The organism is Actinomycetospora straminea (genome assembly GCF_028737255.1).
Taxonomy (GTDB): Bacteria; Actinomycetota; Actinomycetes; order Mycobacteriales; family Pseudonocardiaceae; genus Actinomycetospora; species Actinomycetospora straminea.
Window position 1 is genome coordinate 655,012 of the sequence record NZ_JAQZAN010000001.1, and the last position, 25,555, is coordinate 680,566.

27 protein-coding genes are annotated in these 25,555 nt (G+C 77.0%); 7 read left to right on the forward strand and 20 right to left on the reverse strand.

All coding sequences use genetic code 11. The annotated features are described in order from the left end of the window. Nucleotides 1-32 precede the first annotated feature (32 nt). Both PH190_RS03105 and PH190_RS03110 read left to right on the forward strand, forming a co-directional pair. Nucleotides 33-236 (forward strand): BldC family transcriptional regulator, encoded by a 204-nt coding sequence (locus PH190_RS03105; RefSeq protein ID WP_274230010.1) that lies wholly within the window; start codon nt 33-35, stop codon nt 234-236. 263 nt (nt 237-499) lie between these two features. Continuing rightward, the gene (locus tag PH190_RS03110; RefSeq protein WP_274230011.1) at nt 500-751 is read left to right on the forward strand and encodes a hypothetical protein; all 252 of its coding nucleotides are present in this window, start codon (nt 500-502) and stop codon (nt 749-751) included. 62 nt (nt 752-813) lie between these two features. Here the strand turns inward: PH190_RS03110 and PH190_RS03115 are convergent, their stop codons facing one another. The 4 genes from PH190_RS03115 to PH190_RS03130 all read right to left on the reverse strand — a co-directional run bounded on the left by PH190_RS03115 (nt 814) and on the right by PH190_RS03130 (nt 6,039). Continuing rightward, nucleotides 814-2,283, reverse strand: coding sequence for an AAA family ATPase (locus PH190_RS03115; protein WP_274230012.1), 1,470 nt, complete (start codon nt 2,281-2,283; stop codon nt 814-816). A gap of 105 nt (nt 2,284-2,388) precedes the next feature. Next, nucleotides 2,389-3,450 (reverse strand): c-type cytochrome biogenesis protein CcsB, encoded by a 1,062-nt coding sequence (gene ccsB / locus PH190_RS03120; protein WP_274230013.1) that lies wholly within the window; start codon nt 3,448-3,450, stop codon nt 2,389-2,391. Then, on the reverse strand, nt 3,440-5,185 hold the full coding sequence (resB, locus tag PH190_RS03125) for a cytochrome c biogenesis protein ResB (protein ID WP_274230014.1): 1,746 nt from the start codon (nt 5,183-5,185) through the stop codon (nt 3,440-3,442). Before resB ends, ccsB begins: the two co-directional genes overlap by 11 nt. Before the next feature lie 5 nt (nt 5,186-5,190). Next, nucleotides 5,191-6,039: a cytochrome c biogenesis CcdA family protein gene (locus tag PH190_RS03130; RefSeq protein ID WP_274230015.1), complete on the reverse strand. Its 849-nt coding sequence runs from the start codon at nt 6,037-6,039 to the stop codon at nt 5,191-5,193. A gap of 328 nt (nt 6,040-6,367) precedes the next feature. Here PH190_RS03130 and PH190_RS03135 point away from each other — a divergent pair, with 328 nt between their 5' ends. Beyond that, on the forward strand, nt 6,368-6,568 hold the full coding sequence (locus PH190_RS03135) for a hypothetical protein (protein WP_274230016.1): 201 nt from the start codon (nt 6,368-6,370) through the stop codon (nt 6,566-6,568). A gap of 9 nt (nt 6,569-6,577) precedes the next feature. Here the strand turns inward: PH190_RS03135 and PH190_RS03140 are convergent, their stop codons facing one another. The 16 genes from PH190_RS03140 to PH190_RS30705 form a co-directional block, all read right to left on the reverse strand. Continuing rightward, nucleotides 6,578-7,000 carry a zinc-ribbon domain-containing protein gene (locus PH190_RS03140; protein ID WP_274230017.1) on the reverse strand — a complete coding sequence of 141 codons (423 nt, stop codon included), beginning with the start codon at nt 6,998-7,000 and terminating at the stop codon, nt 6,578-6,580. 75 nt (nt 7,001-7,075) lie between these two features. Continuing rightward, entirely contained in the window at nt 7,076-7,654 is a 579-nt protein-coding gene (locus tag PH190_RS03145) for a TlpA family protein disulfide reductase (protein ID WP_274230018.1), read from the reverse strand. Between the two features lies 1 nt (nt 7,655). Next, complete coding sequence (locus PH190_RS03150) at nt 7,656-8,300, reverse strand: histidine phosphatase family protein (RefSeq protein ID WP_274230019.1); 645 nt, start codon at nt 8,298-8,300, stop codon at nt 7,656-7,658. Next, nucleotides 8,297-9,622: a glutamate-1-semialdehyde 2,1-aminomutase gene (gene hemL, locus PH190_RS03155; RefSeq protein ID WP_274230059.1), complete on the reverse strand. Its 1,326-nt coding sequence runs from the start codon at nt 9,620-9,622 to the stop codon at nt 8,297-8,299. Before hemL ends, PH190_RS03150 begins: the two co-directional genes overlap by 4 nt. Nucleotides 9,623-9,693: 71 nt before the next feature. Then, nucleotides 9,694-11,796: a serine/threonine-protein kinase gene (locus PH190_RS03160; RefSeq protein ID WP_274230020.1), complete on the reverse strand. Its 2,103-nt coding sequence runs from the start codon at nt 11,794-11,796 to the stop codon at nt 9,694-9,696. Nucleotides 11,797-11,877: 81 nt separating this feature from the next. Beyond that, nucleotides 11,878-12,267, reverse strand: coding sequence for a hypothetical protein (locus PH190_RS03165; RefSeq protein ID WP_274230021.1), 390 nt, complete (start codon nt 12,265-12,267; stop codon nt 11,878-11,880). Beyond that, a complete protein-coding gene (locus tag PH190_RS03170) occupies nt 12,264-12,734 on the reverse strand; it encodes a hypothetical protein (protein WP_274230022.1) in 471 nt (156 codons plus the stop codon). Before PH190_RS03170 ends, PH190_RS03165 begins: the two co-directional genes overlap by 4 nt. Further along, entirely contained in the window at nt 12,731-13,168 is a 438-nt protein-coding gene (locus PH190_RS03175; RefSeq protein ID WP_274230023.1) for a hypothetical protein, read from the reverse strand. The genes PH190_RS03170 and PH190_RS03175 overlap by 4 nt, the downstream gene beginning before the upstream one ends. Then, a complete protein-coding gene (gene hemB, locus PH190_RS03180) occupies nt 13,165-14,154 on the reverse strand; it encodes a porphobilinogen synthase (RefSeq protein ID WP_274230024.1) in 990 nt (329 codons plus the stop codon). The genes PH190_RS03175 and hemB overlap by 4 nt, the downstream gene beginning before the upstream one ends. Further along, nucleotides 14,154-15,800: a bifunctional uroporphyrinogen-III C-methyltransferase/uroporphyrinogen-III synthase gene (locus PH190_RS03185; RefSeq protein WP_274230025.1), complete on the reverse strand. Its 1,647-nt coding sequence runs from the start codon at nt 15,798-15,800 to the stop codon at nt 14,154-14,156. Before PH190_RS03185 ends, hemB begins: the two co-directional genes overlap by 1 nt. 23 nt (nt 15,801-15,823) lie before the next feature. Continuing rightward, nucleotides 15,824-16,879: a hydroxymethylbilane synthase gene (gene hemC / locus PH190_RS03190; RefSeq protein WP_274230026.1), complete on the reverse strand. Its 1,056-nt coding sequence runs from the start codon at nt 16,877-16,879 to the stop codon at nt 15,824-15,826. Next, nucleotides 16,876-18,276 (reverse strand): glutamyl-tRNA reductase, encoded by a 1,401-nt coding sequence (locus tag PH190_RS03195; protein ID WP_274230027.1) that lies wholly within the window; start codon nt 18,274-18,276, stop codon nt 16,876-16,878. The genes hemC and PH190_RS03195 overlap by 4 nt, the downstream gene beginning before the upstream one ends. Next, nucleotides 18,273-19,106 (reverse strand): redox-sensing transcriptional repressor Rex, encoded by an 834-nt coding sequence (locus tag PH190_RS03200; RefSeq protein ID WP_420791555.1) that lies wholly within the window; start codon nt 19,104-19,106, stop codon nt 18,273-18,275. Before PH190_RS03200 ends, PH190_RS03195 begins: the two co-directional genes overlap by 4 nt. A 364-nt stretch (nt 19,107-19,470) precedes the next feature. Then, nucleotides 19,471-20,145, reverse strand: coding sequence for a twin-arginine translocation signal domain-containing protein (locus tag PH190_RS03205; RefSeq protein ID WP_274230028.1), 675 nt, complete (start codon nt 20,143-20,145; stop codon nt 19,471-19,473). Further along, complete coding sequence (locus tag PH190_RS03210; protein WP_274230029.1) at nt 20,142-20,729, reverse strand: hypothetical protein; 588 nt, start codon at nt 20,727-20,729, stop codon at nt 20,142-20,144. Before PH190_RS03210 ends, PH190_RS03205 begins: the two co-directional genes overlap by 4 nt. Next, entirely contained in the window at nt 20,726-21,142 is a 417-nt protein-coding gene (locus tag PH190_RS30705; RefSeq protein ID WP_420791556.1) for a glutaredoxin family protein, read from the reverse strand. The genes PH190_RS03210 and PH190_RS30705 overlap by 4 nt, the downstream gene beginning before the upstream one ends. Nucleotides 21,143-21,394: 252 nt before the next feature. Here PH190_RS30705 and PH190_RS03220 point away from each other — a divergent pair, with 252 nt between their 5' ends. The 4 genes from PH190_RS03220 to PH190_RS03235 all read left to right on the forward strand — a co-directional run bounded on the left by PH190_RS03220 (nt 21,395) and on the right by PH190_RS03235 (nt 25,505). Further along, a complete protein-coding gene (locus PH190_RS03220; protein ID WP_274230030.1) occupies nt 21,395-21,580 on the forward strand; it encodes a hypothetical protein in 186 nt (61 codons plus the stop codon). 644 nt (nt 21,581-22,224) lie between these two features. After that, complete coding sequence (locus PH190_RS03225) at nt 22,225-22,806, forward strand: sigma-70 family RNA polymerase sigma factor (RefSeq protein WP_274230062.1); 582 nt, start codon at nt 22,225-22,227, stop codon at nt 22,804-22,806. A gap of 124 nt (nt 22,807-22,930) precedes the next feature. Then, the gene (locus PH190_RS03230; RefSeq protein ID WP_274230031.1) at nt 22,931-24,244 is read left to right on the forward strand and encodes a DUF5667 domain-containing protein; all 1,314 of its coding nucleotides are present in this window, start codon (nt 22,931-22,933) and stop codon (nt 24,242-24,244) included. Nucleotides 24,245-24,395: 151 nt separating this feature from the next. Then, entirely contained in the window at nt 24,396-25,505 is a 1,110-nt protein-coding gene (locus PH190_RS03235) for an HAD family hydrolase (RefSeq protein ID WP_274230032.1), read from the forward strand. Nucleotides 25,506-25,555: the final 50 nt, after the last annotated feature.

The window sequence follows — 25,555 nt, forward strand, 5'->3', positions numbered from 1 at the left end:
GCACGGTGAAGCGATAGGGAAGGTGGAGTGACATGACCATCGCTCACGACGCCAGCGAACGGCTCATGACCCCGGGCGAGGTCGCGGCGATGTTCCGCGTCGACCCCAAGACCGTCACCCGGTGGGCCTCCGCCGGCCGCATCGGCTCCATCCGCACCCCGGGCGGCCACCGCCGCTTCCGCGAGTCCGAGGTCCGCACGCTGCTCGACGGACTCACCAGCGAGGCACGGCCCTAGCACCACGAGGACCGCTCGACGACGCGGGGCGACCGGCGGCCGTGGTGCCGCCGGCCGCGCCCGTCGCTCCCCCGCCCGGCGCGCTGCGCCGTCCGGGGAACCCGTGCGCACCACCCGTCCCGCTCACCCCGAGCACCCGACCGTCACCCGACGGCTACCTCCCGCACGCCACGCGGACTCCCGGCGCGACCGGTAGCGTGGTGGACGACCGGCCCGCGGAGCCGTCCGCGAGCCGGAGACGTCGAGATGCTGGAGGCGTCCGAGTGATCCCGTTCCTCGTGGCCGTGCTGGTCCTGGTCGTCGTGGGGACGTTGCTGTGGAAGGTGATGGCCGCCCAGGCGGCGCAGGCCGGAAGCGACGGCGGACCCGGTGGCATGGTCGAGGACGCGCCGACGGGTCCGACCCGTCAGGCCCCGCGGCGCCCGCAGCGGCGGTCCGTCGCCCCGGACGACGACCCGGAGTTCCTCCGGTCGCTCGACGAGAAGATCCAGCGCGAGGACCCGCCCTCCAGCTGAGACCCCCGTGCGCACCGACGAGGGGCGCCCCGGAGGACCGGGGCGCCCCTCGTCGTCCGTGCTCAGCGCGGCAGGACGGGGCGGCGCACCCGTGACCCGGCGCGGCCGAAGTCGTCGGCGACGGTCGCGGCGAGCTCGAGCAGGGCCGCGCGGGTGCGGGAGGCGAGCTTGTCCAGCTCGATCTCCGCGCCCTCCTCCAGGTGCGGGTCGAAGGGCAGGCGCACCACGGCGCGGCAGCGGGCCGCGAAGTGGTCGGACACGCGGTCGAGGTCGACGTTGCCCGACGACCGGCGCACGTAGTTGATGACGGCCACCGAGCGGGACACGAGGTCGCGGTAGCCGTGGGCGTCGAGCCAGTCGAGGGTCGCCGACGCGCTGCGGGCACCGTCGATCGAGGCCGACGAGACGATGAGCAGGGAGTCGGCGACGTCGAGGACGCCCTTCATCGCCGAGTGCATGAGACCGGTGCCGCAGTCGGTGAGCACGACGTTGTAGAAGTGCTCGAGCAACGTCACCGTGCGCCGGTAGTCGACCTCGCTGAACGCCTCGGACACCGCCGGGTCCTGCTCGCTGGCGAGGATCTCCAGCCGCGACGGGCCCTGCGAGGTGTAGGCGCGCACGTCGGAGTACCGCCGCACCCGGTCGGCGTCGCGCAGCAGGTGGCGCACCGTCGCCGTGGTCTCGAGCGGGATCTTCTGGCTCAGCGTGCCGCGGTCGGGGTTCGCGTCGACGGCGATGACGCGGTCGCCGCGCAGGGACGCGAACGTCGAGCCGAGCGTGGTGGTCATCGTCGTCTTGCCGACGCCGCCCTTGAGGCTCAGCATCGCGATCTTGTAGCAGCCGTGGAGCGGCTGGTTGACCCGCGCGATCAGCTCCCGGCGCTCCGCATCGCCCTGGCTTTCGCCGGGGTTGACCAGCCCGCCCGTGCCGACGAAGAGCGCGCGCCGCCACCCCGTCTGCGGCGGGCGCTTGCTGGGGCGCAGCAGCTGGGCCGACGACAGGTCGTACGGCCCGCCGTTGGGACCGCCGGCGGGCGCCGAGGCGCCGCGACCGGGTGTCGTGAAGCGGCCGGCGACCGGTGCGCGGTCGCTGGGCGGGCCGGCGACGCGGCCGGTCGGGCCGGCGCCGCCGCGCGGGTCGAACCCCGGGTGCCGCGGCTGGGGGGCGTCACCCCGGGCGGCCTCGGCGGTGTCGACGCGGCGCGTGGTCTCGGGCGAGTCCGGCGGGGCCGCCACCCCGGGCGCCTCCCCCGCCGGCCCGGACGGGCCTGACTGCCCGGACGGCGGGCCGGACGAGGCCCCGGACGGCACCCCGGACGACGCTCCGGACGCCGGGGCGCCGGGATCGGTCGGCGCGCTCGCGACGGGCTCCGCACCGGGGGCACCCCCCGACACCCCGGACGCGCTCGACGCCGAGGCGCTCGACGAGCCTGCGCCGGCCGTGCCCGCGGCCTCGGACGGGGAGGCCCCGGCCGCCGGGTCGCGGGGCCGGCCGCCCTCGCGCTCGGCGCCGGCGTCGTCCCTGGGTTCCATCGCCACGGTCCTCCCTCGTCGCGTGCGCGCCGCACCGTATCCCGTCGGGGAGATCCGAACGACCGGAACGGCGCAGCCGGGGGTCCGCCGCGTGGCCCCTCCGGTTCAGCCGACCCCGGCGTAGGAGTGCAGGCCGGTGACGACGAGGTTGACGAAGAAGAGGTTGAACACCATGACCGCGAAGCCGACCACGTTGATCACGGCCGCGCGGCGCCCGCGCCAGCCGGCCGTCGACCGGGCGTGCAGGTAGCAGGCGTAGACGATCCAGGCGATGAACGCCGTCGTCTCCTTGGGGTCCCAGCCCCAGTAGCGGCCCCACGCCGCCTCGGCCCAGATCGCCCCGGTGATCACCGCGAACGTCCAGATCGGGAAGGCGATCGCGGTGGCGCGGTAGGCGACGCGGTCGAGCACGTCGGCCGAGGGCAGGCGGGAGGTCCAGGCGAAGCGCCCGCTCGACTCGTGGGCCGCGCGCAGCAGGTAGAGGCAGCTGGCGACGCCGGCGAGCAGCAGGATGCCCGAGGCGATGACGGCCGCGGACACGTGCACCACGAGCCAGTACGAGCGCAGCGCGGGCACCACGGGCGCGGTCTGGGTGTAGAGCACCGTGCCGGCGAGGAACATCAGGATGATCACCGGCAGCAGCACGAACGCGCCGAGGCGGCGCAGCTCGGGCCGGCGGCGCAGCACCACGAGCCAGGCGCCCACCGCGACCAGCGAGATGGCCGCGGTGAACTCGTACATGTTGCCCCAGGGCACGCGCTGGGCGGCGAACCCGCGCACGACGAGCATCGCGAGGTGCAGGGCGAAGCCCAGGACGGTCAGCGAGACCCCGGTGCGCCCGAAGCGCTCGGCGCGGCTGCGGGGCGGGCGGGTCGGGGGCTCGGCGTCGCGGGCGTCCCGCTCGTCGAGGTCGGCGGCCAGCGCGGCACCCTCGGCCGAGAGGCCCTCGCCGGAGCGCCCCTCGGAGGAGAGGCCCTCCCCGGACCGGGCGGACGCGGCGGTGGCCCCGGCCGCCACCGGTACCCGGCTCACGCTCTCCTCCTCGGTGCCCGTGCGCCGCAGCAGCGCGTGCTCGACGGCGTGCAGGATCATCGCGAGCACGTAGATCGCGAGCGCGGAGCCGAACAGCAGGTCACCGAACTGGCCCAGCTGGGCGTCAACGACCATCGTCGTCCTTCCGGTCGGGCGCGGGGCCCTCGGGCACATCGCTGTCGTGGAGCTCGTCGAGCTCGTCCTCGGGCACCGCCGGGTCGGGCCGTGCCCGTCCCCGCTCGCCGTCGCCGGTGCCGGCGCGGGGCGGGACCAGGTCGGCGGCGAGCCGGCCGAACTCCTCGCCGTAGCCCGCCCGGTCGGTCCGGGCCAGGCCCCCGAGGACCACCAATGTACGACCACCTGTCGTAGACGGCAGCGCCGGGCTCGCGCGCACCCAGAACCGGCGCCGCCGCACCGTCAGCGACAGCGTCAGCCCGCCGAGCAGCGCGATCGCCGCCAGGAGCACGGCGGTCTGCGCGGGGTCGTGGGAGACCTGCAGCGACACCCAGTTCTCGACGCCGTCGAAGCGCACGCGGGTGCCGTCGTCGAGGGCGATCTCCCCGCCGGGCTTGATGTTCTCGCGGGCCACGCGCACCAGCCGGCCCTGCTCGACCATGCCCCGGTCCACCTCGAAGATCGACTGGGCGCGGCCTGAGTCGAGGCCGAGGTCGCCGCGCAGGACGTCGACCGCGACCTCCGGGTCGTTCGGGGCCGGGAACACCGAGGTCACGAGCCCGCCGCCCGACGAGGTCGGCGCGAACAGGCCGGTGATCGCGAGCTGGGAGCGGCGACGCTGCGACTCGTCGGTGACGCCCGGCGGGTCGATCTTCGTCGCGCCCTCGGAGAGCAGGGTGGCCTGGTCGACCGGGCGCCACTGGACCAGCCCGACGCGCTGCTCGCCGTTCGGGAAGGTGACGGTGAAGCGCGGGGCGTAGCCGTGTCCGAGCAGGTAGACCCGCTCGCCGTCGACGCGCAGCGGGGCGTTGACGGCGAGGTCGTGCTGCCGCCACGCACCGTCGCCGCGCTCGACGGCGTCGGTGTCCTGGTAGCGCACGGTGGCGTCGAACGAGTCGGGCTGGCCGTCGGGGCGGAAGGCCGCCCGGAAGTCGTCGACGGTGAGGCAGAACGGGTCGAGACCGGTGCCGTCGACCTGCAGGCCGGGGCGGAACGAGTCGTAGGCGTAGATGCCGCTGTTGCAGAACTCGCTGCCGTCGGCCATGACGATGACCTGGCCCTCGTAGCCGAAGAGCTTGCCGACGGCGATGCCGCCGAGCAGGGCGACGAGGCTGAGGTGGAAGACGAGGTTGCCGACCTCGCGCAGCGCGCCCTTCTCCGCCGACAGCGTCCGCACGCCGCCCGGCTCGGAGCGCACCGCGACCTTCCAGCCCCGCAGCCGCCGCCGCGCGGCGTCGACCACCGCGTCCGGGTCGTCGTCGGCGGTGCCCTGCGCGTGGTGGGGGAGGCGGGCGAGGTTGCGCGGCGTCGAGACCGGCTCGGTGCGCAGGCCCCGGACGTGCTCGAACGACCGCGGCACGAGGCAGCCGATGAGCGAGACGAACAGCAGCAGGTAGATCGCCGCGAACCACGGGGTGGCGAAGACGTCGAAGAGGCCGAGGTCGTCGAAGAACGGGCCGAGGGTGGGGTTCGCGACGAGGTAGTCGGCGACGGCGTTCGGGCTCGGCGTGCGCTGGGGCAGCAGCGCGCCGGGCAGGGCGGCCACGGCGAGCAGGAACAGCAGGATCAGCGCCGTCCGCATGCTCGTCAGGCCGCGCCAGGTGTTGCGCGCCAGCGCGAGCGCCTGCCGCGCCCGGCCCGGGCGCGACGGCGGCGGGCCGGCGTCGCCCGGGGGAGCCTGCAGCGTGGAGGTCATCAGGCCTACAGGGGAGTGGTGAAGCCGGCGACGGGGCCGCGCAGGAGGGCGACGATCTCGGCCCACAGGCCGGTGGCGAGCAGCAGGCCGACGACGACGAGCGCGACCCCACCGACGATCTGGATGCGCCGGCTGTGGGCGCGCAGCCAGGCCTGGGCCCGCACGGCGCGCCCGGCGCCCAGCGCGATGAGCACGAAGGGCCCGCCGAGCCCGACGCAGTAGGCGAGCAGCAGGACGATCCCGCGGACGCCTGCGGAGCCGGCGTCGGTGCCGCTCGCCAGCGCGACGACCCCGGCGAGCGTCGGCCCGAGGCACGGCGTCCAGCCCAGCCCGAACGTCGCGCCGAGCAGCGGGGCGCCGAGCAGGCCGGTGCGCGGCACCCAGTGCGGGCGGCTGTCGCGCTGCAGCGCGGGCACGAGGCCGAGGAACACCAGGCCCATGGCCACGGTGACCACGCCGCCGATGCGCTGCAGCAGGGCCTCGTTGGCGAGCAGGGCGTCGGCGAGCCAGACGACCGAGCCGAGGCCGAGGACGAACACCACGGTGAAGCCGAGGACGAACAGCGCCGCGGCCCCGGCGACCCGGAGGCGTCGCGAGCGGCGGGGCGCGGCGGTCGCGGTGCCGGCCGTCGGGAGCTCGCCCGTCACGGCCGCCCGCCGCTCGGCGGCCTGGAGGCGCGCCTCGTCCTCGGTGACGGCCGGGGCGTCGGCGCCCACGAGGCCGGCGAGGTAGGCGAGGTAGCCCGGCACCAGCGGCACGACGCAGGGCGAGGCGAAGCTGACCGCACCCGCGGCCACCGACAGCAGCACCGCGAGCAGGACGGGGCCGGACGTGGCCACCTCGGTCAGGTTCATGACCCGTCCAGGGTAGGACGCGGCGGTCGTGCGCGCGTGAGCACGGGGGCCGATCTCCGACGATGTGTCGTAGGAGACGGCCCCGACCGGCGCCGGAATTCGGTGGCGGCCCCGGCCCGGGAGCTCCTACCGTCCCCGCTCGTGGACATCGACTCCTGAGGCGCCGGGCCCGTCCGCGGCCCGCGCCCCCTCCGCTGCCCTCCCGCCGCCCGCGTCCCGGGCGTGATCGGGGAGCCCGTGCGGTCGATGTCGATCTCCCTCGTGACCGTGCGGGCTGTCCGGTCCTCCCCCCCGCCGGCGGCGTCCGCCGACCACCAGGAGGTCCTCCGTGCGAGACGCCACACCGCCCGCGCAGTCCATCCCGTCCACCCGGCCCGCGCCCGCCAACCGCGCCGAGCGCCGTGCCGCGGCCCGCGGCCGATCGGCGGGCACCGACGGCCGCCCCGCCGCCCCGCGCCGCACCGGCCCGCGGACGGACAGCCGGTTGGCGCGAGCCCGCGCCGACTTCGTCGCCCGCCGCAGCGGGTAGCGGCGGTCGCTAGTTGTTCCGCGCCGCGTGGCCGTTGGTGCCGCCGTCGTGGGGCGCGGACCAGGGGGCGGCGCCGGGCATGCCCGGCGCCGCCTGCTGCTGGGGGTACGGCGGGTACTGCTGCTGGCCGTACGGCCCCGCCGGGTACTGCCCCGCCTGGTACTGCCCGGGCAGCGGCGGCGGGCCCGCGGCGCCGGCCGGCGGGGCCTGCCGGAGCTGCTCGGCCTGGCCCTTGTCGACCCACATGAGGAAGCCGCAGGCCGTGCACTGCGTCGCGTACCGGGTGCGGATCGGGAAGAGCGGGATGAAGAACAGCGTGAACTTCGTGACCGCGCGGATGACCGCGTTGGCGGCCGAGCGGTGACAGTTCACGCACGTCAGCACGACCATGGCGAGCTGGGTGACGGTGCGACGGGTGCCGAAGATGATCACGAGTACCCCCGGGGAGCGGTCCTGTGGGTGAGCCTCCCAGATCGGGTGAGGTCGCGGGAGGTGATCAGCTCGCGGTCAGCTCAACGGCGCCGGCTCCGCCGCGACGCGGTCGACCACGGGCTGCAGGTCCGAGGCCAGGACCGCGGTGAGGAAGACGGCCGCGACCCGGTGCCGGCGGTCCAGCACGATCGTCGACGGCACCGCGTTGCGCGGGTAGCCGCGCAGCACGAGCAGCGACCGGCCCGGCGGGTCGAAGATCGACGGGTAGACGACGCCGCGGTCGCGGACGAAGTCGGCGGCGGCGCTGCGCTGGTCGCGCACGTCGATCCCGAGGAACTGCACGCCCCGCGGCGCCGACGCGACGGCGACCTGGTCGAGGGCGCCGGCCTCGGCCCGGCACGGCCCGCACCACGAGCCCCACACGTTGAGCACGACGACCTGGCCCCGCCACGCCTCGGTCGACAGCTGCCGGCCGGGCTCGAGCAGGCTCTCCCCGCTCACCGCCGGCAGCACCCCGCGGGTCTCGGGCGGGTCGTAGACGACGGTGGTCCGCCCGCCGGTGCCGCCGAAGGTGAACTCGCCCTCCGGGGCGTCCGACGACGAGCACCCGGCGACGAGCAGCAGCGCCGCCAGCGCCAGCAGGAGCGCGCGCACGTCAGGCCCCCGTGGCCGTCGGGTCGGTGACGCCGCCGGGCTCGGCGTAGGCGATGTCGGCGAGGCTCTCGTCGTCGAAGACGAAGCTCGTCACCGAGCCCAGCGAGCACTGCCGGCGGCGCGGGTCGTGCCAGAGCCGCTCGCCGGCCAGGAAGCGGCGCAGGGTCCAGATCGGCAGCTGGTGCGACACGCACACCGCCTCGTGCCCGGCCGCCGCCGTCCGCGCGCGGTGCACGACGCCGAGCATGCGGTGCGCGATCTCGAGGTAGGGCTCGCCCCACGACGGGCGGAACGGGTTGCGCAGCAGCGGCCAGTACTCGGGCCGCCGCAGGGCCCCGTCGCCGACCCCGACCGTGAGCCCCTCGAAGGCGTTGCCGGCCTCGATGAGTCGCTCGTCGGTGACCGGCACCAGGTCCAGCGTCTCCGCGATCGGGACGGCGGTCTCCTGCGCGCGCTGCATCGGCGAGACGTACAGGGCGGTGACGTCGTTGCCCCCGAGGTGCGCGGCGGCCCGCCGCGCCTGCTCGCGGCCCCGGTCGGAGAGGCCGTAGCCGGGCAGGCGACCGTAGAGGATCTTCTCGGGGTTGTGGACCTCGCCGTGCCGGACCAGGTGGACGGTGGTGCGGACCGTGCCCTCAGCGCTCACGAACCCTCCGGCGCGGTGGCCGCGGCCGCCGCTCGCGCCGCGGCCGGCAGCGCGTCGGCGATCACCGCGAACGCGTCGTCGTCGAGCGCGGCGGAGATGAAGCACGCCTCGAACGCGCTCGGCGGGGCGTAGACGCCGTGGTCGAGCAGGGCGTGGAAGAAGGGCGGGAAGCGCCAGGTCTCGGCCGCGCGCATGTCCTCGAAGTTCCGCCCCTCCCCCTCGGCGAAGCGGATCGAGATCAGCGAGCCCGCCCGCTGGACGGTGTGCACGACGCCGGCCTCGGACAGGGCGTCGGTGAACAGCCCGTGGAGCCGGTCGGCGTGGGCGTCCAGCGCCGTGTAGACCTCCGGGGTCGCGTGGCGCAGCGTCGTGAGCCCGGCCGCGACGGCCACGGGGTTCCCGGCCAGCGTGCCCGCCTGGTAGACGGGGCCGGCCGGCGCGAGCTGGGCCATGACGTCGGCGCGCCCGCCGAACGCCGCGGCCGGCAGCCCGCCGGACATGACCTTGCCGAAGCAGTAGAGGTCGCCGGCGACGCCCTCGAGGCCGTACCAGCCCGCGGACGAGACGCGAAACCCCGTCATCACCTCGTCGACGATGAGGAGCGCGCCGTGGGCCCCGCAGAGGCGCTTGAGGCCGGCGTTGAAGCCGTCGTCCGGGGCGACCGCGCCCATGTTGCCCGCGGCCGCCTCGGTGATGACGCAGGCGATGTCCTGGCCGCGTTCGGCGAACACCTGCGCGACGCCGTCGAGGTCGTTGTAGGGCAGGACGATCGTGTCGGTCGCCTGCGCGCCGGTGACCCCGGGCGTCGACGGCAGCCCGAAGGTGGCGACGCCCGAGCCCGCCTCGGCGAGCAGGGCGTCGACGTGGCCGTGGTAGCAGCCGGCGAACTTCACGACGACGCTGCGCCCGGTGAACCCGCGCGCGAGACGCACCGCGCTCATCGTCGCCTCGGTGCCCGAGTTGACCAGACGTACCTGCTCGACGGGCTCGACACGGCGCACGAGCTCCTCGGCGAGCTCGACCTCGCCGCCGGTCGGCGTCCCGAACGACAGGCCCGCGGACGCGGCCTCGCGCACCGCCTCGACGACGGCGGGGTGCGCGTGCCCGAGGATCATCGGCCCCCAGGAGCTGACCAGGTCGACGTAGCGGTTGCCGTCGGCGTCGGTGAGCCACGGCCCGGTGCCGGCCACCATGAACCGCGGGGTGCCGCCGACCGACCGGAAGGCGCGGACCGGGGAGTTGACCCCGCCCGGGACCACCTGCTCGGCGCGCGCGAAGAGCTCGGCGCTGCGCTCGACGCTCGACGTGCCGGTGCCCGTCATCGCTGTACTGGTCACGGGGCCAGTCTCCCAGCCGCGCGCGGGCCCCGCCGTGGCCGGGACCGTGAGCCGCGTCAGCCGGGCAGGGCCGTGCCGGCCGGGGGCAGGAGCCCGGTGACGGCACGCTCGACGACGGCGCAGTCGGGGCCGACGACCTCGGCGGCGTAGGGCGCGGCGTCCCACCCGAGCAGGCCCCGGCAGGTCCCGCCGTCCTCGGCGACGATGTAGGGACCCTGGCGCGGCCCGTCTGGCGCGTTCCAGGAGCTCACGGTCTCGCCGGTGCGCGAGCCGCGCGCGTTCACCTCGGCCGCGACGTCGCCGGCGCCGTTCCACCGCGACCAGGTCACCGTGGTGCCCTCGGCACCGGTGCAGCTGCGCACCTCGCGCGGGACGATCCCGGACGTGCCGGCGGTCGGCGTCGCCGCCCCGCAGCCCGCGCGGGCCGCCGCCGGGATGGTGCGCTCGACCGCGCGCAGCTCGTCGGCCGACGGCCACGGGGTGCTCGCGAACGTCGCGGCGACGCCCGCGCACCGGTCCTGCGGCGCGTAGATCTGCAGCATGGTGGCCAGACCCTCGTAGGCGGCGAGCAGCGTGCAGTCGCCGCTGTAGGTCGTCTGCCAGTACGGGCCCTGCACCACGCCGCCGCGCTGCCAGGTCCGCAGGCCGTCGATCGAGGGCACCGAGGTGTACGAGAGCACGCGGTTCGCGGCCTCGGCGGGCGTGCTCCAGCGGGCGTAGGCGGCCGTCGCGTCACCCCGGGTGCACTGCACCACCTCGACCGGGCGCACGGCCGACGGCCGCTGCTCGTAGAAGCTGGGGTCGCCGGGCACGCAGCCGCCCGCCGCGCTGTCCGGGAAGCTCTGGGCGAGGGTCGCCGGGGCGCCCGTGGCGATCGCGACCGGTCCGGACGAGCCGCGGTCGACGACCACGAGCAGCGTGACCACCACGGCCGCGACCAGCACCAGCGCGCCCACGACGATCGCGATCGTGCGGCCGCGGCGGCCCGCGCCACCCTGCCCGCCCTGCCCGCCCGGCCCGCCGGGCGTCGTCGTCGGCGGGAGCGACCAGGGGCTCGGCCCGCCCCACCCGGTCGGGCCGCCGGGAGCCGCCGGCGACCAGGCCTGCGCCGGCGCAGCACCCGGCCCGCTGACCGGTGCCCCCGCCGACCGGGGCCCGCTGTCCCAGCGGATGCCGCCCGGGGGCGGCGCGCCCGTCCCCGGCCCGACGTAGGTCGCGCGCCCGTGCTCGGCCCCGGGAGCGACGCCGGGCCCGCCCGGCGACGGGGCCGGCGCGGGCACGGGGGCGGGCACCGCGCGGCCCTCGAGCGCGGCGCGCGCGGCGTCCGCCAGCTCGCCCGCCGAGGCGAACCGCTCCTCCGGGCGCTTGGCCAGGCCCCGCAGCACCACGGCGTCCAGGGCGGGCGGCAGGCCCGGGCGGCGCGACGACGGCGGCGCCGGCGTGACCGTGAGGTGCTGGTGCAGCATCGCCGGCATGTCGCCGTCGAACGGCGGCGCGCCGACGAGGCACTCGTGGAGCACGACGGCCAGGGCGTAGACGTCGGCGCGGCGGTCGACCGCGGCGCCCTCGAACTGCTCGGGCGCCATGTAGGCGAGCGTGCCGAGCGTCGTGCCGGTGCCGGTGAGCGCGCGACCCCCGGTCGACGACTGCGCGAGGCGCACGATGCCGAAGTCGACGAGGTGCACGAAGTCCCGCCCGGGGCTGACGAGCACGTTGCCGGGCTTGACGTCGCGGTGCACGAGGTCGTGGGCGTGGGCGTCGTCGAGGGCGTCGGCGACCTGCCCGACGATCGCCACCGCGCGGGCCGGGTCGAGCGGCCCCTCGTCGGCGATCAGCCGGGCGAGGTCGCGGCCCTCGACGAGGCGCATGTCGAGGAACAGGCGCCCGTCGATGACCCCGAAGTCGTGGATCGGGATGACGTGCGGCGACGACAGGCGGGCGGCGGTGCGGCACTCGCGCTCGAAGCGCTCGCGGATCTCGGGGTCGTCGGCGAGGTCGGGCGTCAGGCACTTGAGGGCGACCTCGCGGTCGCGGCGGGTGTCGTAGGCGCGGTGGACCTCGCCCATGCCGCCCCGGCCGAGGCGGCCCTCCAGCCGGTAGGGGCCGAAGGTCGATCCCGCTGCCGGACCCCCCGACGGACCGGGCGGCGACCCCGTCATCCCGACCTCCCCCTGGCTGCGGCGGACGGTGGTCGTCGCGGCGCCGGACGGAGGATACGGTCGCGACCCCCGATCAGGCGATCACGCGGTGCGCTCGGACCCCGTCGCCGTGGTCGCGTGCTCGGGTGCGGTGGGCTCGGGGGCGGCGGGCCCGGCCGTCGGGCTCCCGGCGGCCTCGGTGGTCCCGGCGGGCTCGGTGGTCCCGGCCGTCCCGGTGGGCTCGGTGTCCCCGGTCGTCTCCCCGCGCCGCGCGGCCCGCAGTGCCGGTACGGCGACCAGCGCGGTGAGCACCGCGGCGACGCCCGCGACGGTGCCGCCGAGCAGGAGGCCGCCGACGAGGTGGAGCTGGCGGATCGGGGTCACGAGCAGCCCGCCCGTCGTCTCGCGGACCTCCACCCCGGCGATCAGCAGCACGACCGCGGCGACGGCGAGCACCACGGCGGCGCCGGTGAGCAGGAGCGCGCGCCTCACGACACCGCCCGCGTGCGCAGGAGGTCCTCGAGCGCCCGGCGCAGCGCCGCCCCGTCGCGCGCCCACGCGACCGCGCGGGTGCCGTCGGACAGGCGCAGCACCACCGGCTGCAGGCGGCGCGGCACGACCGGGCCGTCGCCGAGCACCCGCACGCCGTGGTGCTCCTCGTCGGCCGGGCGCAGCGACGTGACCTGCGACATCGGCAGGCGGGTGGTGCCCTGCACGAGCACGGAGGGTGTCAGCTCGACCCGCAGGAAGCGGCGGCGGCTGCGCACGAGCACGAGGGTGTAGAGGAACACGAGCAGCCCGACGCCGAGCCACAGTGACACCGACACCCCGCCGGGCGCGAGGCTCTCCAGCCCGATCCCGGCGACGGCGAGCACCGGGCCGAACAGCAGGATCCAGGGCCGGGTGCCGGTCTCGGCGTAGAGCACCGGCTCGGCGCGGGTGTCGTCCGGGGCCGTCATGCCGATCGGCCGAACCAGGCCCGGGCCGCGGGCAGGTGCAGCAGGCCCGCCGCGACGACGAACGCGACGAACCACACGCCACCGGCCCCGAGGAACGTGACCTGGACCAGGCCCGCGATCGCCAGCACCGCGCCCAGCACCGTCAGCCCGGCGCGCGCGGTGCGCGACGCGCCGCGCAGCCGCCGGGCCGCGACGAGGGTGGCGACGCCCGCGGCGGCGAGCACGACCATCGCACCGACCACGGCGATCGGCCCGGTGCCCGGGTCGAGGTCGCCGAACGCGAGCCCCAGGCCGAAGAGCAGCGCGGTCCCGATCATGAGGACACCGAGCACGGTCCACAGCACGATCGCCGCGGTGACGATCCCGGGGCGGCCGGGCTCCTCCTCGGGCGGGGTCACCGACCGGGAGGCCGGCGCGTGGTCGGCCACCGTCACCGGTCCAGCCAGGCGGCGGCCTCGGTGGCCCAGTACGTCAGCACGATGTCCGCGCCGGCGCGCCGGATGCCCGTGAGGGACTCGAGGATCGTGCGCTCGCGGTCGAGCCAGCCGCGCTCGACCGCCGCGGAGATCATCGCGTACTCGCCGGAGACCTGGTACGCCGCGACCGGGACGTCCGCGGCGTCGGCGACCCGGCGCAGGACGTCGAGGTAGCCCATCGCCGGCTTGACCATGACGATGTCGGCGCCCTCGTCGAGGTCGAGCGCCACCTCGCGCGCGGCCTCGCGGCCGTTGGCGGGGTCCTGCTGGTAGGTGCGCCGGTCGCCCTGCAGCTGCGAGTCGACGGCCTCGCGGAACGGGCCGTAGAACGCGCTCGCGTACTTGGCCGAGTAGGCGAGGATCGCGGTGTCGCGGAACCCGGCCTCGTCGAGCGCGGCCCGGATGACGCCGACCTGGCCGTCCATCATCCCGCTGGGTGCGACGACGTGGGCGCCGGCGCGGGCCTGGGCCACCGCCATCTCGCCGTAGATCGGCAGGGTGGCGTCGTTGTCGACGTTCCCGTCGGCGTCGAGGACCCCGCAGTGGCCGTGGTCGGTGAACTCGTCGAGGCAGGTGTCCGCCATGACGGGCAGGGCGTCGCCGACCTCGGCGCGCACGTCGCCCAGCGCCACGTTGAGGATGCCCCCGGGGTCGACGGCGCCGGACCCGACCGCGTCGTGGCGGGCGGGCACGCCGAACAGCATGATCCCGCCGACCCCCGCGGCCGCCGCCTCCGCCGCCGCCTTGCGCACCGACTCGCGGGTGTGCTGGACGACGCCCGGCATCGACGAGATCGGGCGCGGGGCGTCGAGCCCCTCCGCGACGAACACCGGCAGGACGAGGTGGCGCGGGCGCACCTCGGTCTCGGCGACGAGACGCCGCACGCCGGGGTTGGCGCGCAGGCGGCGGGGACGGTCGGCCGGGAAGGATCGGGGGGTGGACATCAGCGCTTGCGGGCCTTCGTCTTGCGGGGCGGGGGCAGGGCGCCCTCGGCCCGCAGCTTGTTGGCGTGCGCCGCCAGCGCCTCGACCAGCGACGGCACGTCGGCGGTCTCGGGCTTGACGTCGACGCGCAGCCCGAACTCGACGGCGGTCTCCGCGGTCTTCGGGCCGATGCAGGCGACGATCGTGCGGGCGTGCGGCTTGCCCGCGATCCCGACGAGGTTGCGCACCGTGGACGACGAGGTGAAGCAGACGGCGTCGAACCCGCCGGTCTTGATCGCCTCGCGCACCGGCGCGGGCGGCGGCGCCGCGCGCACCGTGCGGTACGCGGTGATGTCGTCGATCTCCCAGCCGCGCTGCTGGAGGCCCTCGGCGAGGGTCTCGGTGGCGATGTCGGCGCGCGGGAGCAGGACGCGGTCGACCGGGTCGAGCACGTCGTCGTGCGGCGGGAAGACGTCGAGCAGGCCCTCGGACGACTGCTCGGTCTCCTCGCCCGGCACGAGCTCGGGGTGCACGCCGAACGAGCGCACGACGTCGGCCGTGGCCTCGCCGACGCAGGCGATCTTGACGCCGGAGAAGGCGCGGGCGTCGAGCCCGAACTCGCCGAACTTCTCCCACACGGCGCGCACGGCGTTGGCCGAGGTGAACACGACCCACTGGTAGCGCCCGTCGACCAGGCCCTTGACCGCGCGCTCCATCTGCGCCGGGCTGCGCGGGGGCTCGACCGCGATGGTCGGCACCTCCTCGGGCACCGCGCCGTGCACGCGCAGGCGGTCGCTCATGGCGCCGGCCTGGTCCTTGGTCCGCGGCACGAGGACCCGCCAGCCGTACAGCGCGCGGGACTCCCACCACGACAGCGTCGCGCGGTCGGTGACGGCGTCGCCGAGGGTCACGACCAGCGTGCCCTCGAGCTCCGCGCCGTCGGCGGCGAGCTTGTCCAGGCTGGTCTCGACGGTGCGCTGGCGCGAGCCGGTCCCGGCCGTGGTGACCAGCGCGGGCGTGCCGGGCTTCCAGCCGTTCTCGACCAGCTGGGCCGAGGCCCCCGCGAGCTCCGCGGCCGTGGCCTGCAGCACCAGCGGGCCGGGCGCGACGGCGAGCGCGGCGTAGTCGACGGCCTCGCCCGCGGTCAGGTCCACCGAGGTGTGGGCCGGGCCGAGCGCGACGCCGGCGTAGGTCGGGACCGCGGTGTCGGCGGGCATGCCGGGCACGACGTCGAAGGGGACGCCCGCCGCGGCGACGGCGCGCACCTCGGTGACGACGTCGGGGCGCACGAGCGGGTCGCCCAGGCACAGGCGCACGACCGAGGCGCCGCCCCGGGCCTCGGTCACGACCGTCTCGGCGAGCGCCGCGGGGTCGGCCGGCGCGGGGCCCGCGCCGGTGCCGGCGGGGTCGTCGGCGGCGAAGCTCGGCGCCACGACCGCGTCGGTGGCCGGGCCGCCCGCCGCGGGGTCGTCGCCGGCGTGCCCGACCGGGCGCACCGTCACCGACGACGGCAGCAGGCCGAGGACGTCGGCGGGGACGCCGCGGTCGGCGACGACCAGCGTGGCGGCGGCGAGGGCGTCGCGTGCCCGCACGGTCAGCAGACCGGGGTCCCCGGGTCCGCTGCCGACGAAGGCGACCCGGCCGGCGGTCGTCGAGGGTGCTGTCATGTCTTCCGTTCCCATCGTGGTGTTCAGGAGGCGGGCGGCGGGAGCTCGCCGGCGACGGCGTCCGGGCCCGGACGGGGCCCCGCCTCGCTGACGGGCATCGCGTACCCCGACGGCTCCGCCCCGTCGGCGAGCAGTTCCTCGGCCAGCTCCCGGCCGATCCGCTCGGCGTCCTCGGTCTCTCCGGTGGCGGAACCGCGCACGAGCGCGCCGTCCGCCGTGGTGGCCACCGCGCGCAGCGACAGCCGTTCGATCACGCGTCCGTCGTCGTCGAGGTCCTCGACGACCTCGGCGAGTGCCCCGATCGGGGCGCTGCAGGGCGAGCCCAGGGCCGACAGGACGGTGCGCTCGGCCGTGACGGCCAGGGCGACGCCCTCGTCGTGCAGGGTGGTGCGCAGGAGGTGCCCGAGCGCGGGGTCGTCGCTGCGGCACTCGCAGGCGAGCGCGCCCTGCGCCGGGGCGGGGAGCACCTGCAGGGGGTCGAGCACCTCGGTGGCCTCGCCGACCCGCCCGAGGCGGGCCAGCCCGGCGCGGGCGAGCACGACGGCGTCGAGCTCGCCCCGGGTCACCTTGGCGATCCGGGTGTCGACGTTGCCGCGGATCGGGACGAGCTGCAGGCCCAGCCCGAGCGCGGCGATCTGCGCGACGCGCCGCGGCGAGCCGGTGCCCACGACCGCGCCCGGCGGCAGCTCGCCGAGCACCATCCCGTCGCGGGCGATCAGCGCGTCCCGCGGGTCCTCGCGCGCCGGCACGGCGGCGAGCGCGAGGCCGGGCACCGCCGCGGTCGGCAGGTCCTTGTAGGAGTGCACGGCGACGTCGATCTCGCCGGCGAGCAGCGCGTCGCGCAGCGCGGTGACGAACACGCCCACCCCGCTGCCCGCGATCGGCGTGCCCGCGGCCTGCGACCGGTCGCCCTCGGTGGAGATCGTGACGACCTCGACCGTGGCGCCGGCCGCGGTCAGCGCCGAGGCGACGATGTCGGTCTGGGTGCGGGCGAGCAGGCTCGCGCGGGTGCCGACGCGGATGGTCCGGGCGCCCTCGCCGAGGAGGGTCGCGGTGTCCGCGGCGTCGGTCACGGTCATCGCCGCCCCCCGCTGAGGGCCTGGTCCACGTCGTCGCCGGGCTCGACGCTCGTCGTCGCGACCGGGACGGTGCCGGGCACGGTCCCGGGGACCGTCTCCGTGGCCGCGAGCACCGCCGGCGCCTGCGGGTCGAGCTCGAAGAGCTCGCGCAGCGCCTCGGCGTAGGAGTCGCCGCCCGGCGCCTGCGCCAGGCGCTTGACCTGCACGGTCGGCGTGTGCAGCAGCTTGTCGACGACGCGGCGCACGGTCTGGGCGACCTCGCCGCGGGCGTGGTCGTCGAGGTCGGGCAGGCGCCCGGTCAGGCGCAGCAGCTCGGCGTCGACGACCTCGGCGGCGCGCCGGCGCAGCGCGGTCACGGTGGGCGTGACCTCCGCGGTGCGTTGGGCGGCGAAGTAGGCGCGCACCTCCTCGGCGACGACGGCGCGGGCCTCCTCGACCGCGCGCCCCGCGCTCGCCGAGCGCAGCCGCTCGCCGAGGGCGGCGAGGTCGACGACGGTGACGCCGGCCAGGTCCGCGGCGCGCGGGTCGACGTCGCGGGGCAGGCCGAGGTCGCAGACGACCAGCGGACGGGCGTCGCGGGCCGCGAGGGCCCCGCGCACGTCCTCCTCGCCCACGACGGTGCCGACCGCGCCGGTGCAGGCGACGACGACGTCCGCGGCGGCGATCTCGCGGCGCAGCGCGTCGAGCCCGGTGGCGCGGGCGGCCGCCCCCTCGGCGCGCAGCGAGACCGCGAGCCGCTCGGCGTTGGCCTCGGAGCGGTTGGCCAGCACGGTCTCGGCGACGCCGGCACGGCGCAGGTGCGCGGCCGACAGGGCGCCCATCGACCCGGCGCCGACGATCAGCGCGCGCCGCCCCTCGAGCGTCCCGAGCGCGGCCTCGGCGTCGGCGAGGGCCTCGGAGACCACCGAGGCGCCGGCCGCGTCGATGCCGGTCTCGGCGTGGGCGCGCTTGCCGACGCGCAGCGCCTGCTGGGCCAGCTCGTGCAGCACCCGGCCCGCCGACCCGAGCTCGCGGGCCTCGGCGTACGACGCCCGCAGCTGCCCGAGGATCTGGGCCTCGCCGACGACCATCGAGTCGAGCCCGGCGGCCACGGAGAACAGGTGCTCCACCGCGGAGCCGGCGTAGTGCACGTAGAGGTGGTCGGTGAGGTCGGAGACCTCGGCGTGCGCGTGGCGGGCGAGGACGTCGGTGACCTCGGTGAGGCCGCCGTGGAACGTCTCGACCACGGCGTAGATCTCGACGCGGTTGCACGTGGACACGAGCATGGCCTCGGTGACGTGCTCGCCGGTGAGCAGGTCGTCGAGCACCTTGCGGGTGTCGTCTCCGGACACGGCGACGCGCTCGAGCACCGGCACCTCGGCGGTGCGGTGCGAGACGCCGACCAGGAGCAGGCTCATCGGGAGACCGCCTCTCGCGGGGTCGGGCGCGGGGCCGCTACGGGTCCCGCGGCCGGCACCGTCCCGTGCCGGCGGGCGACGTGGAACGAGAGCACCTGCATCTCCACCGCCAGGTCGACCTTGCGCACCTCCACCCCCGCCGGCACGGCGAGCACGGTGGGCGCGAAGTTCAGGATGCTGCGCACGCCGGCGGCCACGAGGTGGTCGCAGACGCGCTGGGCGGCAGGCGCGGGTGTCGCGACCACGCCGATGGTCACGCCGCGCGCGGCGCACACCGCGCCGATCGCGTCCGCGTGCTCGACCTCGACGCCGCCGATGGTGGTGCCGACGAGCGCCGGGTCGACGTCGAAGAGGGCCGCGACGGGGAAGCCGCGCTGCGCGAAGCCCCCGTAGCCGGCCAGGGCGTGCCCGAGGTTGCCGACCCCGACCAGGGCCACCGCGTGCGGCTGCGTCAGGCCCAGGGTGGCCTCGACCTCGGCGGTGAGCCGGGCGACGTCGTACCCGACCCCGCGCACGCCGGACGAACCGATGTGGGAGAGGTCCTTGCGCAGCTTCGCCGAGTTGACGCCGGCGGCGGCGGCGAGCTCCTCGCTGGAGACGGTGCCGCGGCCCTCGCCGAGCAGGGTGGTGAGCACGCGCAGGTACACCGCCAGCCGGGCCACGGTCGCCTCGGGCACGGGGCGGGCGGCGGGGTCGGTCGCGTCGGTGGGGTCGGTCGCGTCGGTCACGTCGCCCGTGTCCTCGGCGTCGACCGGCGCGAGGGCGTCCTCGGGCGTCCGGGTCGACGGCACCGGGCGTCGGGAGGGCCGGGTGCCGCGGTCGACCGTCACTTCCGGGCGCCTCCTGTCATCCCTCGCTCGCGTGCCGCGCGGCGCGACGGGCCTCCGCACCCCTCGCGCGGGCCCGCACCTCGCGGCACTGCACCACGCGGACGTCCCCGGAACCGTTCCGGGCAACGCTAGCGCTCGTGAACGCACGCACAAAATCGCCGCGACCCGCGGACCAGGGGGCTGGGGTACCCACCGCGCCGACGCGGACCGCGCCGTGTCGTACAGCGTCGTGCAGGCGTCGTGCCGACCGGCGGAGGCCACCAGTCTGCCACCGGTCGCGCTCCGACGCCGCGCCCGAACCCCGTCCGGAGCAGGACGGCGCGGTACCCGGCGTCTCCCGTGCGCCGTCCGGTGGACGCCCGCGTCAGACCGTGAGCGCGTCGGGGGTCAGCGCTCCGGCGACGGGATCGGTGGGTGCGGTGGGCGGACGGCCCAGCAGGAAGTCGGCGGTGGCGCCGTGCATGGCCACGACGGGTCCGACGCCCGCCGCGAGCGTGACCGCGGACGCGTCGGTGACCTCGCCCACGATCCGTGTCACGGTGGCCGCGACGGTGCCCGTGAGGTCGGCGGCGAGGCCCAGGAGGTCGATCGGGGCGCGGGCCGCGTCGAGGCGGCCGCGCAGGGCGGGCTCGACGGTGAGGGGGTAGCCGGTGACCGCGGGGCGCCCGCCCGCCGCGAGCAGCCGGTTCCACGCCTCCGCGTGCGCGACGTGCTGGGCGGCGGCCCCCGACAGGTACGCGGACACGACGCCCGGGACCGCGCCGAAGCGCCCCTGGGCGGCGCCGGTGGCCGCCTGGCCGAGCAGGTCGCCGGCGAGCCCGGAGAGCGCGGCGCCCAGGGCGATCCAGGCCACCTCTCCCTCGTAGGCCGCCGGGGCGGTCGACGTGGTGGTCGTGGGCGACGGCGGGACGCCCGGCGCCGGCGGACCCGGCGGCGCGTCGTTCGAGCACGCGGCGAGGCCCGCCGCGCCCGCGAGCGCGCCGAGGCCGACGAGGAAGCCGCGCCGGGAGAGGGGCCGGGGCTGCGGACGGGGGCTCATCGCGGCGTCCCCTCGGTCGGCGGCGAGGCCTTCTCCGTGGGGAACAGGACGTCGGGGAAGCCGACGGTGCCCGCGCCCGGGGGCAGGGCGAGCAGGTCCGGGGGCACGGCGACGAGCTCGGTCCGCCCGCTCGCGAGCAGCGTCTGCAGGGTCAGCAGCAGCGCCTTGCGCCGCGCGGCCGCCGCCGCGTGCCCGGCGACCGTGGTGCGCACCGGCGGCGCGGAGAGCTCGACGACGTCGCTGACCAGCGTCTGCGCGAGCACGTCCTCGAGGGTCAGCGCGAGCCCGACCGCGTCACCCGGGCCCCGCACCGTCGGCAGCGCCTGCTCCACGACCGGCGCGTACTCGGGGTCGGGGTCGGTCTGCACCCGCCCGCCGGCGTCGCGCGTGGCCTCGGCGAGGTCGGTGCGCGCCCGCTCGAGGGCCGCGACGGCCGCCGCGAGCAGCTCGCGCACCGGCGCCGGCGCGGACGCCCCGCCGCCGAAGGCCAGGCGCTGCAGGCGGACGTAGGTGTCGAGCGTCAGCTCCACCAGCGACGAGGCGGTCTGCAGGATCGGCACGTCGGCCGGGGCGGGCGCGGTCACCGGGCACCCAGCGCGCGCACGAGGTCGTCGGGCTCCAGGCGCCACGAGGCGATCTCGACGTCGTCGACGAGCACGACGGGGATGCGGTCGCCGTACTCGGCGCGCCACTCCGGGTCGGCGCCCGGCCCGTCGACGTCCACCACCGTGTGCTCCTCGCCGACGCGGCCGCAGATCTCGCGCACCACGCCCTCCATCCGGTCGCAGGTCCGGCAGTCGGCGCGCACGAGCACGACGACCCGGACCGCCTCCTCCGACTCCTCCGGGTCCTCCGACGAGGTCCCCGCAAGAGTGTCGGGCAGACCGTCGGATCCGGTGACGCGGGGCGACCCGGACTCCGTCGACCCGTCGGAGCGACCGCCCGTCGCACCGCCCACCGACGTCATCGCCCGCTCGTCGGACCGCTCGTCCGCCACCGCCGCGTCGCCTCCGTCCCGCACCGCCCCGGTGCACCGCCCGGCGGCAGTCTCGCACGGTCCCAGGGGCCCCACGCGGAGCCCCGGGATACCTCCGAATGGCCGCTCGTCGCACCGTCGGTGCAGGTCGGAGAGGGTCGGTGCCCCCGCGGGCGCGCCGGTGTCCGGGCAACTCACGCCGCACGTATGCTCCCCCGTCGACGCCCCCTCGGGGGGATTTCCGGTCGGGGAAGGTCGATCGAGGGGGAGGGCATGTCCGACGCTGCCGGTCACCTCGGCCGCGCCTGCGCGCGCCGCGACGGCCGCGCGATCCGGACCGTCGTCCGGGTCCTCGCGCCCCGCTCCCGCCCCGTCCCGGCGGCCTCCGGCGGTGTCTCCGTCGTGCACAACGCGCCCGCGGCCCGCGCGATGCGCCCGACTCTCCCCGGAGCGCCGTGAGGCGCGCCGCACCCGATCCCGCCGACGAGCCCGGCGCCGGCCCCGTGCCGGCGCGGGGCGGCGCCCGGCGCGGCCGGGGCGCGGGCTCCGCCGGGGGTTCCGTGGCCGGTTCCGGGGGGCGGCCCCGCGGCGCGACCGGCACCGACACCCCACCCGAGCCGCTGCTCGACGCGCGCGCGCACGGGCAGGCGAACGGGTACGGCCCCGTCGCCCCGCCGACCGCGCCCGTGGCCTACCCGGCGCAGCGCCGCCGCGAGGACACCTGGCCCCCGCCGGACCAGACCCCCGCCGACGCCCCGCCGCGCCGTCCGGGTCGCCCCGGCCGGCACCCCGAGGGCCGCCCGACCCCGCCGTCCGGCCTGCCGCGCCCCGACACGCTGCCGCCGGCCGCGGGCCCGGCCGGCCCGGCTGTCCCGGCCGCCCCGCCCGTCCCGCCGGCGCCCCGCACCGGCACCGGCCCGCTGCCCCCGACGGCCGCGCCGCCCGACCTCGCCGGCCCGCCCGACCTCGCCGTCCCGCCCGTCGACCCCGGCGTGCCCACGGCCGCCGTGCCGCTGCACCCGCCGGGTGACCCGCACACGGGCGCGCTGCCCGAGGAGTCGGCGTCGGCCGGGACGGCCGTCGACGAGGAGCTCGCCGACGAGCTGGCGGACGACCTCCCCGACGACGGCGCCACCGCCGAGGGCTGGGCGCTCGTCCGCCTCGCCCAGGACGGCGACACCCAGGCGTTCGGCGAGCTCTTCGACCGGTACCACGACACCGTCTTCCGGTTCGTGCTCTTCCGCCTGGGCGACCGCCCGGCCGCGGAGGACCTCACCCAGGAGACCTTCGTCCGCGCGTTCCGCCGGATCGCGTCGGTGAGCTACCAGGGCCGCGACATCGGCGCCTGGTTCGTGACGATCGCCCGCAACCTCGTGCTCGACCACGTGAAGTCCAGCCGCTACCGGCTCGAGCACTCCACGCCCGAGGTCGCCGACGTCGCGCCGTCGAGCGTGCGACCCAGCCCCGAGACCGAGGTCATCGCGGGCGCGACCCACGCCGAGCTGCTCCGCTGCGTCGCCCGTCTCGGTGACGACCAGCAGGAGTGCATCGCCCTGCGCTTCCTCCAGGGACTCTCCGTGGCCGAGACCGCGGAGATCATGGGGCGCAACGAGGGCGCCGTGAAGGCTCTGCAGCACCGGGCGGTCCGCCGCCTCGCTCAACTGTTGCCCGAGGGGCTGCGGTGAGTCACATCGTTGTGGTTCGAACCGCACACCGCATCGTCGTAACCGGTCGCCCGTCTCGTCGTTCAACCCAGCGACGAGCACGGCGCGTACGGAAAGTGACGCGTGGACGATGAGGACGGGCGGCATGTCGAGCGGGCACGACGAGGACGACGAGCTCTTCGCTCGCGTCTGGGAGCAGCGGGACGCCACGGGGCGTCCGCCGCATCCCGGTCGTGCGGGCGGCGGGCCGGATCCGATGCGTGATCCCGACCTCGCCCGCGACCTCGAGCTCGCCGCCGCGCTGCGGGCCGCCGGGCGCGACGCCATCGGTCCCGACGCCGACGCGAGCGCCCGCATGCGGGCCGTGGTCATGGGCGAGGTCATGGGCGAGGTCATGGCCGAGATCGGCGGGGGCACCGCGACGCCTCCGCGCGAGCGCACCCGCGTGCTGCGCTCCCCCGACTCCGGTCCGGTCGGCGGTCGGGGGGCCGGCCGGGCCGGTGCGACCACGCGCCGCGGGAGCACCCGCCCCGGCGACGGTCGTCCCGGGAGGGCCGCGACCCGCCGGCGCTCGACCCGCCTGATCTCCTCGCTGATCGGCGGGGCGTGCGCGGTCATGCTCCTCGGCGCCCTGACGGTGCTGCTCAGCCGCGGTGCGCTGCCCGGCGAGATGCTCTACGGCATCAAGCGGGCGTCCGAGAGCGCCGAGATCGGGCTGACCAGCGGCCAGGAGGCCAAGGGGCAGCGCCACCTCGACTTCGCCGCGACCCGCCTGGAGGAGGTGTCCGACCTCATCGGCCGCGACACCGCCACGGCGGCGGGCGCCGGGCCGGTCGCCGCGGGCATCGGCCCGGAGGAGGCCGCGCTGGTGCTGGAGAACCTGCGCGACTTCGACGAGCAGGCCCGCACGGGCTCGCGCCTCATCCTCCCGCTGGCCGGCCGCTCGAGCGGGCCGTCGCCCTCGCAGCTCGCCGAGTGGGCGCGCGAGCAGTCGGCGCGGATCGACACGCTGAGCCCCTCGCTCGACACCGACGGGCGCGGCGCCGCGGCCCAGTCCCAGCAGATGCTCCAGCGCCTCGGCCAGCGCGCGACCGCCCTGGGCGGCCCGCAGCGTTGCGCGACCGGCGGGGAGAGCGACGACCTCGGCCCGCTGCCGATCCGCGAGTGCGACACCTCCACCTCGCCGTCGGTGGCGACGCCGGAGCGCACCGACGTCTCGGCCACCGAGACCTCGAGCACGACCACCACCACCACGACGACGAGCCGCACGAGCACCAGCTCGAGCGAGTCGTCGACGCGGGACGGCGGGGCGGACGAGGACTCCGGGTCGGGCGGGGAGTCGGACGACGCCGGCGACGACGCGCCGCCGCCGGTGCAGGTCCCGCTGCCGGTGCCGCTGCTGCCGCAGGTCGACGTGCCGCCGCTGTTGCCCGGTCTGCCCGGTCTGAGCCTGGGCTGACGTCCGCCCGGGTCGTGGGGCCGGTCGCGGGGCACCCCGACCGTCGTGCCTCCCGTCTAGGGTGAGGTCGCACCGCCCCGGGGTCGATGTCGTTCCGTCCCGCCCCGGCAGGCTCGGGTCCGGGGACGGACACCACAGGGAGGGTCCGCCGGTGGGACGACGGCGCGAGCGCCGGATGCAGGCGGAGCGCGAGGCGGCACGGCTCGCGGGCGAGGCGTCCGCCGAGGCCGCCCTCGCCGATCCGGCGATCGGTGGGCCCACCGCCTCCGAGCTCCTCGAGTCGGTGCCGGACAGCGCCGGCCCGACCACCGACCCCACCGCGGGCGAGAGCCCCGCGGACGTCGCCGTGGCCGGGGGCGCCCCGGACGGCGAGCTGGCCGGCGGCGGGCCCGCGGCGGCCGCCGCGGCGGCCGAGGCGCCGGACATCCGGCAGTACCCGCCGTCGCCGCGGGTGCCGCCGGACCTCACCGCCGCTGCGTTCTTCGACGTCGACAACACCATGATGATGGGCGCGTCGATCTTCCACTTCGCCCGCGGGCTGGCGGCGCGGAACTTCTTCTCGGGCTCGGACCTGCGCGGGTTCGTCTGGCAGCAGCTCAAGTTCCGGCTCGGCGGCGAGGGCACGCCCGACGACGTCCGGGCCCACCGCGAGCAGGCGCTGTCGTTCGTCGCCGGCCAGTCGGTCGCGGAGCTGGTGGAGCTCGGCGAGGAGATCTACGACGAGCTCATGGCCGACCGCATCTGGGAGGGCACGCGCGCGCTGGCCCAGATGCACCTCGACGCCGGGCAGCGGGTCTGGCTGGTGACGGCGACGCCGCTGGAGCTCGCGCGCATCATCGCCCGCCGTCTCGGGCTCACCGGCGCGCTCGGCACGGTCGCCGAGAGCGTGGACGGCGTCTACACCGGGCGCCTGGTCGGCGAGCTGCTCCACGGCCCGGCCAAGGCCCACGCCGTGCGCGCGCTGGCGGCCCGCGAGGGCCTGGACCTGCGGCGCTGCGCGGCGTACTCCGACTCGGTCAACGACGCCCCGATGCTCTCGGTCGTCGGCACCGCCATCGCGGTCAACCCGGACTCGGACCTGCGCCAGCTCGCGCGGCGCCGCGGCTGGGAGATCCGCGACTTCCGCTCCGGGCGCAAGGCCGCCCGCATCGGCGTGCCGTCGGTGCTCGGCGCGGGCGCGGTCGCCGGCGCCGTGGTGGGCGGGCTGGCCTACCGCCGCCGCTCGACCGCCTCGCGGCTGGCCGAGCGGCTGGTCGGCTAGGGCGTGTCTGATGAATCATCGGGCGTGACTCTGACAAGATCTCGTTGTGC